Here is a 13,512-nt window from a genome sequence, read left to right on the forward strand (position 1 = left end):
TCTCCTGTGGGAGAGGGTCACTCTGTGGCGGCGCTTGCCGCCACTTTCTTCTCAAAATCCCGGCGTACGATCTCCAGCGCTTTCAGCACTGTATCCGGCGGAATGGCGTGTTCTTCCAGCAGCATAATCAAATCCACCGCCAGTTTAATGTCGTCCGGGGCATTCTCTAATGACATGATAACGTCTTCCTTAGCGGGTCATCCGTGCCAGCACGGACTCAATACGATGTAATGCAGTCTGACAGCGGGACAGCCGGCCTTGCAGCGCCACGATCTCCTGTTGCAGTTTCTGCTGTTCTGCCGTATCGACGGCTGCGCGGCATCGCGCTTCCCGTGTCTGTTTCATTTCGATCAGACGGCGCTCAAATTCCTGATGCTGCAAACGGCGGCGCTGCCATTTTGCGATCCCCGGCGCCGCATGATCCCACTGCCTGAGCGACCAGGTGGCGGTTTCGCGCATCAGGGCGGCAATTTGCGCGCTGAGATGCTCCGCCAGCCAGCTCACCTGAGCCAGCTGCGCTTTCTCCACCGCATGGCGAAGGGCGGCGAGATTGGCTTCCGCCTCCTCAAGACAGGCGGACATCAGCGTGCTGCGCGTGCGGAAAAGCTGGCGATCGAAGCGCGCGCTGACGGTGGCATGGCCGGCAAGGGGCGCAACCTGCATCCGTAATGCCGCCAGTTGCTCAGCGAGCGTCTGTAAAAGTCGAACCGTTTTCACCTGTCTCTCCGGTCATTCATTCAAAGCCTGTGTTAAAGTGACCCTAACATCAGATAACGATCCCTATCATGCAACGCACTATTTTAATCATCATCGGCTGGCTGGCGGTAGTCCTGGGGACGCTGGGCGTCGTGCTGCCGCTGTTACCCACTACGCCTTTTATCCTGCTTGCCGCCTGGTGCTTTGCCCGCTCCTCGCCGCGCTTTCACCAGTGGCTGCTTTATCGGTCATGGTTTGGCGGCTATCTGCGGCACTGGCAGAAGTACCGCGCGATGCCGCCGGGCGCGAAGCCCCGCGCAATCGTGGTGATCCTGCTCACCTTTGCGCTGTCATTATGGCTGGTAAAGCTGATGTGGGTACGCATTTTGTTGTTATGCATCCTCGCCTGCCTGCTGATTTTTATGTGGCGCATCCCGGTGGTTGACGAAAAACAACAAAATCAGTGACGCGAACGGAAGTGTGTTGCATTTGTCGCGCGCAGCCAGTAAATTCGAGCGTTTTCGAGCACGGGCACTCCTGGTTAAATGTTAAACAACGGTTGCATTTGATCCTTCTCAGCGTGCCGTGAGTAACACCGTTTCTATCAGGCAAAAAATCCATGACCGCGACTGCGCAGCAGCTTGAATATTTAAAAGACAGCATCAAAAGCATCCAGGATTATCCGAAACCGGGCATCCTGTTCCGTGATGTCACCAGTTTGCTGGAAGACCCGAAAGCCTACGCCCTCAGCATTGAACTGCTGGTTGAGCGTTATAAGGATGCCGGTATCACCAAAGTTGTTGGTACTGAAGCCCGCGGCTTCCTGTTCGGCGCACCAGTTGCGCTGGCGCTGGGCGTTGGTTTCGTCCCGGTGCGTAAGCCCCGTAAACTGCCGCGTGAAACCATCGCGGAAAGCTATGAGCTGGAATACGGCACCGATCAGTTAGAGATCCACGTCGATGCCATCAAGCCTGGCGACAAAGTGCTGGTGGTGGACGATCTGCTGGCGACCGGCGGCACCATCGAAGCCACCGTGAAGCTGATCCGCCGTCTGGGCGGCGACGTCACAGACGCGGCCTTTATCATTAACCTGTTTGATATCGGCGGCGAGCAGCGCCTTGAAAAACAGGGTATTAAATGCTTTAGCCTGGTGCCATTCCCGGGTCACTAATACCCGTCATCGACATTCATCATGCGGGCCTGCTGGCTTGCATGATGAAGTGTATTCAGCCTGTTGCTGTGTTAGCATAACCCCTCGTAAATCACCTTTCAGCGTTGCAGAGCCTGCCAATGAGCTATCAGGTCTTAGCCCGTAAGTGGCGACCACAAACTTTTGCTAACGTTGTCGGCCAGGAACATGTGCTGACCGCCCTGGCGAACGGCTTATCCCTGGGACGCATTCATCATGCGTATCTCTTTTCCGGCACCCGCGGCGTCGGTAAAACGTCCATTGCCCGTCTGCTGGCGAAGGGACTGAACTGCGAAACCGGGATCACCGCCACGCCCTGCGGCGTCTGCGATAACTGCCGTGAAATCGAGCTGGGGCGCTTTGTCGATCTGATTGAGATCGATGCCGCTTCCCGCACCAAAGTTGAAGATACCCGCGATCTGCTGGATAACGTGCAGTACGCGCCAGCCCGTGGCCGCTTCAAGGTCTATCTGATCGATGAAGTGCACATGCTGTCGCGCCACAGCTTCAATGCGTTACTGAAAACGCTGGAAGAGCCGCCTGCGCACGTCAAATTCCTGCTGGCGACCACCGATCCGCAAAAACTGCCGGTGACGATCTTATCGCGCTGCCTGCAATTCCATCTCAAAGCGCTGGACGTCGATCAGATCCGCCAGCAGCTTGAGCACATTCTCGACGAAGAAAAAATTACGCACGAGCCGCGCGCCCTGCAACTGCTGGCGCGCGCCGCCGACGGCAGCCTGCGCGATGCGCTGAGCTTAACCGATCAGGCGATTGCCAGCGGCGACGGTCAACTGACCACTCAGGCCGTCAGCCAGATGCTCGGCACGCTCGACGACGATCAGGCGCTGTCGCTGATTGAAGCGGTGGTGGAAGCCAACGGCGAACGCGTCATGGCGCTGATCAACGACGCCGCCGCTCGTGGCGTGGAGTGGGAAGCCCTGCTGGTGGAGATGCAAACGCTCTTACACCGCATCGCCATGGTGCAACTCTCCCCGGCCGCGCTCAGCAGCGACATGGCGGCCATTGAGCACCGTATGCGCGAGCTGGCCCGCACCGTGCCGCCGACTGACGTACAGCTCTACTACCAGGCGATGCTGATTGGTCGTAAAGAATTGCCGTATGCGCCGGATCGCCGTATGGGCGTCGAAATGACGCTGCTGCGCGCGCTGGCCTTCCATCCGCGCCAGCCGCTGCCGGAGCCGCAGGTTCCACAACAGTCTTTCGCGCCGGCGGCCCCCACGGCCGTTCTGAACCCGACGCAGGTCGCCCCGCAACAACACGCCGTCGCCCCACCGGCCATAAGCCATGACGCGCCATTACCGGATACCACCAGTCAGGTGCTGGCAGCGCGTAATCAGCTTCGTGCCCAGGGAGCGACCAAAGCAAAAAAGAGTGAACCGGCAGCGGCAACCCGCGCGCGGCCGGTGAATAACGCTGCGCTGGAGCGCCTGGCGACCATGAGCGAACGCGTGCAGTCGCGTCCCGCCTCATCGACCCAGGAGGCTCCGCCTGCTAAAAAAGAAGCCTATCGCTGGAAAACGACCACGGTCACCGAAGCGGTAAAAGAAGAAGTCGCCACGCCGAAGGCGCTGAAAAAAGCGCTGGAGCATGAAAGAACGCCGGAGCTGGCGAAAAAACTGGCGGAAGAAGCCATTGCCCGCGATCCCTGGGCGGCGCAGGTCAGCCAGCTCAATCTGCCGAAACTGGTGGAGCAGGTGGCGCTCAATGCCTGGAAAGAACAGGACGGCAACCGCATTTGCCTGCATCTGCGTCCGACCCAGCGCCATCTGAATTCGGCGGGCGCGGCTAAGGTGCTGACGGAAGCGCTGTCGACCTTATGCGGCGAAGCAGTTGAACTGACTATCATTGAAGATGATAATCCGTCGGTACGCACGCCGCTGGAATGGCGGCAGACGATTTATGAAGAAAAACTTGCGCAGGCGCGCGAGTCGATTGTCGCGGATAATAATATCCAGACGCTGCGGCGCTTTTTTGACGCGGAGCTGGATGACGAAAGTATTCGCCCCATTTGACAGCCAGCGGTGCTGACTGTCGCCAACCCTGAATGTGACTTACCTGACCGGTAAATCACCCCTAGCCTGAGAGAGAAGCCTATGTTTGGTAAAGGTGGTCTGGGTAACCTGATGAAACAGGCCCAGCAGATGCAAGAAAAAATGCAGCAGATGCAGGAAGAGATCGCGAAGCTGGAAGTGACCGGCGAATCCGGCGCGGGCCTCGTTAAAGTGACCATCAACGGCGCGCATAACTGCCGTCGCGTGGAAATCGATCCGAGCCTGCTCGAAGACGATAAAGACATGCTGGAAGATCTGGTGGCGGCGGCCTTCAACGATGCGGCGCGTCGTATTGAAGAAACCCAGAAAGAAAAAATGGCGGGCGTGTCCTCCGGCATGCAGTTGCCGCCAGGCTTTAAGATGCCGTTCTGATGCAAGCCAGCCCGCTGTTAAATCAGCTGATGGAAGCACTGCGCAGTCTGCCGGGCGTTGGCCCGAAGTCCGCGCAGCGTATGGCGTTTTCGCTGCTCCAGCGCGATCGCAGCGGCGGTATGCGACTGGCACAGGCCCTGACGCGCGCAATGTCTGAAATCGGTCATTGCGCCCAGTGCCGCACCTTCACCGAACAGGAAGTGTGCAATATCTGCGCAAATCCGCGTCGCCAGGAAAACGGTCAAATCTGCGTGGTGGAAAGTCCTGCTGACATCTACGCCATTGAGCAGACCGGACAGTTTTCCGGCCGTTACTTTGTGCTGATGGGGCATCTGTCGCCGCTCGATGGCATCGGGCCGAACGACATTGGCCTTGATAAGCTTGAGCAGCGGCTGTCGTCTGAACAGATGAAAGAGGTGATCCTCGCCACCAATCCGACGGTGGAAGGGGAGGCGACCGCCAACTATATTGCGGAGCTGTGCGCGCAGTATGGCGTCGATGCCAGCCGTATCGCCCACGGCGTGCCGGTGGGCGGCGAGCTGGAGATGGTCGACGGCACGACGCTGTCGCACTCGCTGGCCGGGCGTCACAAGATCCACCTTTAGTAAAAATCAGTAAAAAAAATCGGGGGCATTTCTTTGCCCCCGCTTGAAATTCTTCCCGCATATCCCCATTTCCCCCTCAACACCAAATGGCATTGTTGAGGTATTTTTTCGATGAAAGGACAAGAAACACGCGGTTTCCAGTCAGAGGTCAAACAGCTTCTGCATCTGATGATCCACTCGCTGTATTCCAACAAAGAAATCTTCCTGCGTGAGCTTATCTCTAACGCCTCGGATGCGGCAGATAAACTGCGCTTTCGCGCGTTGTCGAATCCCGATCTTTATGAAGGCGACGGTGAGTTGCGCGTACGCGTCTCCTTCGATAAAGAGAAGCGTACATTGACCATTGCCGACAACGGTATTGGTATGAACCGTGACGAGGTTATCGACCATCTGGGTACGATCGCCAAATCCGGCACCAAATCTTTCCTCGAAGCCATGGGCTCTGACCAGGCGAAAGACAGCCAGCTGATCGGTCAGTTCGGCGTCGGCTTCTACTCGGCGTTTATCGTGGCCGATAAAGTCACCGTGCGCACTCGTGCGGCGGGCGACAGCGCAGAAAACGGCGTGTTCTGGGAATCGGCCGGTGAAGGCGATTACACCGTTGCCGATATCACCAAAGAGGATCGCGGCACCGAGATCACCCTGCATCTGCGCGAAGGGGAAGACGACTTCCTCAACGACTGGCGCGTGCGCTCTATCATCAGCAAATACTCCGATCACATTGCGCTGCCGGTAGAAATCGAGAAGCAGGAAGAGAAAGACGGCGAAACCATCGTCAGCTGGGAAAAAATCAACAAAGCCCAGGCCCTGTGGACCCGTAACAAGTCGGAAATCAAAGACGATGAGTACAACGAATTCTACAAGCACATCGCCCATGACTTTACCGATCCGCTGACCTGGAGCCACAACCGCGTTGAAGGCAAACAGGAATACACCAGCCTGCTGTATATTCCGTCCCGCGCGCCTTTTGACATGTGGAACCGCGATCATAAGCACGGTCTGAAACTCTACGTGCAGCGCGTATTCATTATGGACGACGCCGAACAGTTCATGCCGAACTACCTGCGCTTCGTCCGTGGCCTGATCGACTCCAACGATCTGCCGCTGAACGTCTCCCGTGAGATCCTGCAGGACAGCAACGTCACCCGTAATCTGCGCAGCGCACTGAGCAAACGCGTTCTGCAAATGCTGGAAAAACTGGCGAAAGACGATGCTGAAAAATACCTGACTTTCTGGAAGCAGTTCGGTCTGGTACTGAAAGAAGGCCCGGCGGAAGATCCTGCCAATCAGGAAACCATCGCCAAACTGCTGCGCTTTGCCTCCACGCACACCGATTCGTCCGAGCAGACCGTGTCGCTCACCGATTACGTGTCGCGCATGAAAGAAGGCCAGGAGAAGATCTACTACATCACCGCCGACAGCTACGCGGCCGCGAAGAGCAGCCCGCACCTGGAACTGCTGCGTAAGAAGGGCATCGAAGTACTGCTGCTCTCTGACCGCATCGACGAGTGGATGATGAGCTACCTGACCGAGTTCGACGGCAAGCCGTTCCAGTCTGTCGCCAAAGCCGATGAGTCACTCGACAAGCTGAACGACGAAGTGGACGAAAGCGCGAAAGAGGCGGAAAAAGCGCTGGAGCCTTTCGTTGAGCGCGTGAAAACCCTGCTGGGCGAGCGCGTCAAAGAAGTGCGCCTGACGCACCGTCTGACCGACACGCCAGCCATCGTCACCACCGACAACGATGAAATGAGCACCCAGATGGCGAAACTCTTTGCCGCTGCGGGCCAGGCCGTCCCGGATGTGAAGTACATCTTTGAACTGAATCCGGATCACGCTCTGGTAAAACGCGCCGCCGATACCCAGGACGACGCGCAGTTTAAAGAGTGGGTTGAACTGTTAATGGATCAGGCGCTGCTTGCCGAGCGCGGCACGCTGGAAGATCCGAACCAGTTTATTCGCCGTATGAACCAGCTGCTGGTTTCCTGATAGCGTCATTTCCTGCCGGATAAGCCCCTGCGCTTATCCGGTCTGGACGATCAACCTGTAGGCCGGATAAGCGTCAGCGCCATCCGGCATTTTTTCGCCAGAATTACCGCTTTTCTTATAATTCCCCATTAACCGTTTCAGCGTCGGGCGCCTTTCTTGAGGCGAAGGCGTGATAATGGTATCTTTTAGCGCTTTTTTAAAAAATTTTGATAACCTTTGAGGGGATTTTCGCAATGCGTATCATTCTGCTTGGCGCTCCAGGCGCGGGGAAAGGAACTCAGGCACAGTTCATCATGGAGAAATATGGCATTCCGCAAATTTCCACAGGTGACATGCTGCGTGCCGCGGTTAAATCCGGCAGCGAGCTGGGCAAACAGGCAAAAGACATCATGGACGCCGGTAAGCTGGTTACCGATGAACTGGTTATCGCGCTGGTGAAAGAACGTATCTCTCAGGAAGATTGCCGTAACGGTTTTCTGTTGGACGGCTTCCCGCGTACCATTCCGCAGGCTGACGCCATGAAAGAAGCCGGTATCAACGTGGATTACGTGCTGGAATTCGACGTACCGGACGAACTGATCGTTGACCGTATCGTTGGCCGTCGTGTTCATGCAGCCTCTGGTCGTGTTTACCACATCAAATTCAATCCACCGAAAGTGGAAGGCAAAGACGATGTGACCGGCGAAGAGCTGACCACCCGTAAAGACGATCAGGAAGAAACCGTGCGTAAACGTCTGGTGGAATACCATCAGCTGACCGCGCCGCTGATCGGCTACTATCAGAAAGAAGCCGAAGCCGGCAACACCAAATATGTGAAAGTCGACGGCACCAAAGCGGTGAGCGACGTTCGCGCAGAGCTGGCCAACATCCTCGGCTAATGCTTTTCCCCGGTGGCCTCACCGGGGAACTCCCTTCTGTTTTCCCTTTCGCTACAATTGGTTTCGTTTACCTGCAATTCAGCTACAATTATCGCCCGTTTAGAAGGATAAGAGGCGCGAATGAGTCAGGCGAAAACCGGCATACTGCTGGCGAATCTGGGCACCCCGGATGCACCCACACCCCAGGCCGTTAAACGCTATTTACGGCAGTTTTTAAGCGACCGGCGGGTGGTCGATACCCCACGTCTGCTGTGGTGGCCGCTGTTGCGCGGCGTGATCCTGCCGATCCGTTCACCGCGCGTCGCCAAACTTTATCAGTCCGTATGGATGGAAGAAGGCTCGCCGCTGATGGTCTACAGCCGTCGTCAGCAACAGGCGCTGGCCGCCCGTCTGCCGGAAATGCCGGTGGCGCTCGGTATGAGCTACGGCTCGCCATCGCTGGAAAGTGCCGTGGACGAACTGCTGTCGCAGGGGGTGGAACATCTGGTGGTGCTGCCGCTCTATCCGCAATATTCCTGCTCCACCGTGGCTGCCGTCTGGGATGAGCTGGCGCGTATTCTGGCAAAAAAACGCCGTATTTCCGGCGTCTCTTTTATTCGCGATTACGCCGACAATTCAGCCTATATCGACGCGCTGGTAAACAGCATTCGCGCCTCCTTCGCCGTACATGGCGAACCGGATCTGCTGCTGCTCTCCTATCACGGGATCCCGCAGCGCTATGCTGACGAAGGGGATGATTATCCGCAGCGCTGCCGCGACACCACCCGTGAAGTGGTTTCCGCCCTTGGCCTGCCGCCGGAAAAAGTGATGATGACCTTCCAGTCGCGCTTTGGCCGCGAGCCGTGGCTGACGCCGTACACCGACGAGACGCTGAAAATGCTCGGTGAAAAGGGCGTTAAGCACATCCAGGTGCTGTGCCCGGGATTTGCGGCTGACTGCCTGGAAACGCTGGAGGAAATCGCCGTGCAGAACCGCGAATTCTTCCTCGAAGCGGGCGGCGAAAAATATGAATATATTCCGGCGCTTAATGATTCAGCCGATCATATTGAGATGATGGTCAGCCTGACGGCCCCTTATCGCTGATCGCGAAGCGGGCCGCGAGTGTGCTACCATTTGCGGCCCAATTCTTCACTATTACTGATTATGAAATTTCCCGGCAAACGCAAATCCAAACACTACTTTCCTGTTAACGCCCGCGATCCGCTGTTACAACAACTTCAGCCGGTCAGCGACGCCAGTACTTCCTGGGTGGTGGGTATCGATCAGACGCTTGTGGATATCGAAGCGAAAGTGGATGACGCGTTTGTTGAACGTTATGGTCTGAGCGCCGGACATTCGCTGGTGATCAGCGATGAAGTAGCGGAAGCGTTGTATCAGGAGCTGATGCGCGACACCCTCATCACGCACCAGTTTGCCGGCGGCACCATCGGCAACACCATGCACAACTATTCGGTGCTGGCGGATGACCGCTCGGTGCTGTTGGGCGTAATGTGCAGCAACGTCGAGATTGGCGGCTACGCTTACCGCTACCTGTGCAACACCTCCAGCCGTACCGATCTGAACTACCTTCAGGGCGTTGATGGCCCGATAGGGCGCTGCTTTACGCTGGTGAGCGACTCCGGCGAGCGAACCTTTGCAATCAGCCCTGGCGCGATGAACCAGCTGCGCCCGGAAAGCATTCCGGAAGCGGTGATAGCCGGTGCCTCGGCGCTGGTGCTGACTTCCTACCTGGTGCGCTGCAAACCGGACGAGCCGATGCGCGACGCGACCATGAAAGCCGTCGAGTACGCCAAAAAGCATAACGTGCCGGTGGTACTGACGCTGGGCACCAAATACGTTATCGCCGATAACCCGCAGTGGTGGCGTGATTTCCTGAAAGAGAATGTCTCGATCCTCGCCATGAACGAAGAGGAAGCGGAAGCGCTGACCGGCGAGAGCGATCCGCTGCTGGCCTGTAACAGCGCGCTGGACTGGGTGGATCTGGTGCTGTGCACCGCCGGACCGGTCGGTTTATATATGGCAGGCTTCACGGAAGAGCAGGCGAAACGCAAAACTCAGCACCCGCTGTTGCCGGGCGCTATCCCGGAATTCAACCAGTATGAGTTCAGCCGCGCCATGCGTCATCAGGACTGCCAGCAGCCGCTGCGCATTTTCTCCCACATCGCGCCTTACATGGGCGGCCCGGAGAAAATCATGAACACCAATGGCGCAGGGGATGGCGCGCTGGCAGCGCTGCTGCACGACATCACCGCCAATAACTTCCATCGCACTAACGTGCCGAACTCCAGTAAGCATAACTACACCTGGCTCAGCTACTCATCGCTGGCGCAGATGTGCAAATACGCCAACCGTGTGAGCTATCAGGTGCTTAACCAGCATTCGCCACGTCTGACCCGCGGTCTGCCGGAGCGTGAAGACAGCCTCGAAGAAGCCTACTGGGAGCGCTGATTTCGTGATGACAGGCCGGACAGGATATTGAGCCCTGTCCGGCAACCTCACTTTATCCCGTCACCACCTCGCCCGCAGGCGGCGTTTCCAGCAGTTCCAGCATGGTGCGGGCGATTTCACGCTCGCCCATCACCACCTGATTAGCACCGCGTTCGGTGATGTAATCCACCTCATCGTCATAATGCGCGCGGGCGATAATCTCAATATTCGGGCACTTCTCCCGCGCCGAGGCCACGATTTCCCCGGCTTCATAGCCGTTCGGGATCGTCAGCAGCAGCCAGCGGGCGCAGTCGAGATGCGCCAGATTCATGATCTCTTCGTTGGCGGCGTTGCCGAGCACCGCGCGGATACCCCGCTCGCGCAGCTCATCGACGCGGGAGCGGGAGGTTTCGATCACCACCAGCGGAATACCCTGCGCCATCAGCTTTTCACCCAGCAGGCTGCCGACGCGGCCAAAGCCCACCAGCAGCGCATGATTACAAATGTCCACCGGGATCTGCTTCTCTTCTTCGATGGCTTCTTCCAGCGTCTGCTCTTCCAGGGTTTCGGTTTTATCAAGGTATTTTTCAAGGATGGCGAACAGGATCGGGTTCAGCATAATCGACAGGATCGCCCCGGCCAGCACCAGGTTCTGCCCGGTCTGCGGCAGTAAATCCAGCGCCATCCCCAGCCCGGCGAGAATAAAGGCAAACTCACCGATCTGCGCGAGGCTGGCGGCAATGGTCAGCGCCGTGCGGGGCGAGTGACCGAACAGGCGCACCAGGAAGAAGGCGGCCACGGATTTACCGAAGATAATAATTGCCAGCGTGCCGAGAACGGCCAGCGGTTCATCGATGAGGATCAGCGGATCGAACAGCATGCCCACCGAGACAAAGAACAGTACCGCGAAGGCGTCGCGCAGCGGCAGGGTATCGTGCGCCGCCCGGTGGCTCAGTTCGGATTCGTTCAGCACCATACCGGCGAAGAACGCGCCGAGGGCAAAGGAAACGTCGAACAGCTCCACCGCGCCAAAAGCAATGCCGAGCGCCAGCGCCAGCACCGAAAGCGTAAAGAGTTCCCGCGATCCGGTCGCCGCGCTGCGTGCGAGGATCCACGGCACCAGACGGCGGCCCACCAGCATCATGATGGCGATAAAGGCCACCACCTTACCGATGGTGATACTCATATCCAGCGCCAGGGTGGCGAGGCCGACATTGCCTTTTTCCATCATGCCCGCCACCGCAGGCAGCAGCACCAGCGTCAGCACCATCACTAAATCTTCAACGATCAGCCAGCCAATGGCGATTTGCCCGCGCTGACTGTCGATAAGCTGCCGCTCCTCAAGGGCGCGCAGCAGCACCACCGTACTGGCGGTGGAAAGACACAAACCAAACACGATACCGGTCATCAGTGACCAGCCCATCAGAGACGAGAGCGCCATGCCCAGCAGGGTTGCCACCGCAATCTGTGCGATAGCGCCGGGTATGGCGATGGACTTTACCGCCATCAGATCCTTCAGCGAAAAATGCAGTCCTACGCCAAACATCAGCAGGATCACGCCCAGCTCGGCCAGTTCAGGCGCCAGTTTGGTATCGGCAACGAAGCCCGGGGTAAAGGGTCCGGCTAACACACCCGCCAGCAAATAGCCCACCAGTGGCGAAATGCGTAATTTGTTGGCAAGCATGCCGAGGATAAAAGCGAGCACAAGGCCGCCGACAATGGTGGTGATAAGCGGTGTGGCGTGATGCATCCCATCTCCTTTCGTGAAGGTGTGTATCCATTTTTGGTCGAAAACCAAAAGCCCGAATTACAGTTTATGACAATTTTAACCATTATGTTGATGAATAATTGTTGAATTCTGAAGAAAAGAGCAACCTGTGCTAAAAAATCGGGCATCAGCCAGGATCTGAAAGGAGAGGGGCTGGCGGGCAGATGGGGCGGGAGAATCGGGCGACCACCCACACGGTTTGGTCGCCCGTAAATTACGCTTTCTGCCGGTTATCGGGCAGGAATATCGTTAAGATCCCCAGTAATGGCAGGAAAGCACAGATTTTATAAACCAAAAAGATACTGGTATGGTCGGCAACCAGCCCCAGCACAGCGGCGCCAAGGCCTCCCATGCCAAAAGCAAAGCCGAAGAACAGACCGGAAACCATGCCAATCCGCCCCGGAAGCAGCTCCTGGGCATAGACCAGGATGGCGGAAAACGCCGACGCGAGAATAAAGCCAATGATCACCGTTAAAATGCCGGTCCAGTACAGAGATGCATAGGGTAAAACAAGGGTAAAGGGCGCAACGCCGAGGATCGAGCCCCAAATCACATATTTACGGCCAATCTTATCCCCGAGAGGGCCGCCAATCATGGTGCCAGCGGCCACAGCAAACAGAAACGCAAACAGATGATACTGGGCGTTTTGCACCGATAAACCAAATTTTTCCATCAAATAAAAGGTGTAATAGCTGCTGATGCTCGCCATATAGAAATATTTCGAAAAAATCAGCATCAGCAGGATGGAAACGGCGAGGATCACCTTATTGCGCGGTAGCGGATTGATTACTTTCACCGCCGGTTTGCCTTTATTGACGCGATGCTGCGCCGCATACCAGCGGCTGACCTGCGCCAGCACCACGATCGCCAGCAGCGCAGCCAGCACGAACCAGGCAACGTTGCCTTTGCCGTAAGGGGCGATCACTAACGCCGCCAGCAAAGGGCCAAGTGAACTGCCGAAGTTGCCGCCCACCTGAAACAGGGACTGCGCCAGGCCATGACGTCCACCGGAGGCCATGCGCGCCACGCGGGATGACTCCGGGTGGAACACTGACGATCCTGTGCCCACCAGCGCGGCCGCCAGCAGCACCATGCCGAAACTGCCCGCCAGTGCCAGCAGCACCAGCCCGCTCAGCGTAAAGCACATGCCAATCGGCAATGACCACGGCATTGGGTGTTTATCGGTATAAGCACCGACCACCGGTTGCAGCAGCGACGAGGCCATCTGGAAGGTCAGGGTGATCAGACCGATTTGCACGAAAGTGAGGGAAAACTCAGACTGTAACAGGGGGTAAATCGCCAGAATCAGCGATTGCAGCATATCGTTAAGCAGATGAGAGACGCTGATCGCCCCCAGAATGCCAAACGAGGTGCGCGCCTGCGGCGACGCAGGCGATCCCGACAAGGCCGGGGCGGGTTCACTTATTGCCATAAAATTCACTTCTTTTTAATGGTGGAAGGGGCAGGTGTTTATCATAAAGATGACTAATAATTATCTGCCTAACATACCTGCCCG

General features: G+C 57.1%; 13 protein-coding genes and 1 other annotated feature. Of the genes, 9 read left to right on the top strand and 4 right to left on the bottom strand.

Features of this window, described 5'->3' with window-relative positions:
* Nucleotides 1–17: 17 nt before the first annotated feature.
* Complete coding sequence (gene rsmS / locus BMF08_RS10735; RefSeq protein WP_072567584.1) at nucleotides 18–176, bottom strand: pleiotropic regulatory protein RsmS; 159 nt, start codon at nucleotides 174–176, stop codon at nucleotides 18–20.
* Nucleotides 177–189: 13 nt separating this feature from the next.
* Complete coding sequence (priC, locus tag BMF08_RS10740) at nucleotides 190–717, bottom strand: primosomal replication protein N'' (protein ID WP_072567585.1); 528 nt, start codon at nucleotides 715–717, stop codon at nucleotides 190–192.
* A 68-nt stretch (nucleotides 718–785) separates the two neighbouring features.
* Between priC and BMF08_RS10745 the strand changes: the two genes are divergently transcribed.
* From BMF08_RS10745 to BMF08_RS10790, 9 genes are all read left to right on the top strand, one after another.
* On the top strand, nucleotides 786–1,163 hold the full coding sequence (locus tag BMF08_RS10745; protein ID WP_072567586.1) for a DUF454 family protein: 378 nt from the start codon (nucleotides 786–788) through the stop codon (nucleotides 1,161–1,163).
* A gap of 152 nt (nucleotides 1,164–1,315) precedes the next feature.
* The gene (gene apt, locus BMF08_RS10750) at nucleotides 1,316–1,867 is read left to right on the top strand and encodes an adenine phosphoribosyltransferase (RefSeq protein WP_072567587.1); all 552 of its coding nucleotides are present in this window, start codon (nucleotides 1,316–1,318) and stop codon (nucleotides 1,865–1,867) included.
* 119 nt (nucleotides 1,868–1,986) lie between these two features.
* Entirely contained in the window at nucleotides 1,987–3,921 is a 1,935-nt protein-coding gene (gene dnaX / locus BMF08_RS10755) for a DNA polymerase III subunit gamma/tau (RefSeq protein ID WP_072567588.1), read from the top strand.
* Nucleotides 3,254–3,318 (top strand) — a sequence feature (DnaX frameshifting element). (Overlaps the previous gene by 65 nt.)
* Nucleotides 3,922–4,002: 81 nt before the next feature.
* Nucleotides 4,003–4,332 carry a YbaB/EbfC family nucleoid-associated protein gene (locus BMF08_RS10760; RefSeq protein WP_072567589.1) on the top strand — a complete coding sequence of 110 codons (330 nt, stop codon included), beginning with the start codon at nucleotides 4,003–4,005 and terminating at the stop codon, nucleotides 4,330–4,332.
* Nucleotides 4,332–4,937, top strand: a complete 606-nt coding sequence (gene recR / locus BMF08_RS10765) for a recombination mediator RecR (RefSeq protein ID WP_072567590.1) — start codon at nucleotides 4,332–4,334, stop codon at nucleotides 4,935–4,937. The genes BMF08_RS10760 and recR overlap by 1 nt, the downstream gene beginning before the upstream one ends.
* A gap of 111 nt (nucleotides 4,938–5,048) precedes the next feature.
* Entirely contained in the window at nucleotides 5,049–6,923 is a 1,875-nt protein-coding gene (htpG, locus tag BMF08_RS10770; RefSeq protein ID WP_072567591.1) for a molecular chaperone HtpG, read from the top strand.
* A 233-nt stretch (nucleotides 6,924–7,156) separates the two neighbouring features.
* Nucleotides 7,157–7,801: an adenylate kinase gene (adk, locus tag BMF08_RS10780; RefSeq protein ID WP_072567592.1), complete on the top strand. Its 645-nt coding sequence runs from the start codon at nucleotides 7,157–7,159 to the stop codon at nucleotides 7,799–7,801.
* Nucleotides 7,802–7,921: 120 nt separating this feature from the next.
* Nucleotides 7,922–8,884, top strand: coding sequence for a ferrochelatase (gene hemH, locus BMF08_RS10785; RefSeq protein WP_072567593.1), 963 nt, complete (start codon nucleotides 7,922–7,924; stop codon nucleotides 8,882–8,884).
* A 60-nt stretch (nucleotides 8,885–8,944) separates the two neighbouring features.
* A complete protein-coding gene (locus BMF08_RS10790) occupies nucleotides 8,945–10,249 on the top strand; it encodes an inosine/guanosine kinase (RefSeq protein ID WP_072567594.1) in 1,305 nt (434 codons plus the stop codon).
* A 52-nt stretch (nucleotides 10,250–10,301) separates the two neighbouring features.
* Here BMF08_RS10790 and ybaL read toward each other — a convergent pair whose 3' ends face one another.
* Nucleotides 10,302–11,978 (bottom strand): YbaL family putative K(+) efflux transporter, encoded by a 1,677-nt coding sequence (ybaL, locus tag BMF08_RS10795; protein WP_072567595.1) that lies wholly within the window; start codon nucleotides 11,976–11,978, stop codon nucleotides 10,302–10,304.
* 232 nt (nucleotides 11,979–12,210) lie between these two features.
* Complete coding sequence (locus BMF08_RS10800) at nucleotides 12,211–13,428, bottom strand: MFS transporter (RefSeq protein WP_072567596.1); 1,218 nt, start codon at nucleotides 13,426–13,428, stop codon at nucleotides 12,211–12,213.
* Between the last annotated feature and the right edge of the window lie 84 nt (nucleotides 13,429–13,512).

Source organism: Enterobacter sp. SA187, from assembly GCF_001888805.2.
Classification (GTDB): Bacteria; Pseudomonadota; Gammaproteobacteria; order Enterobacterales; family Enterobacteriaceae; genus Enterobacter_D.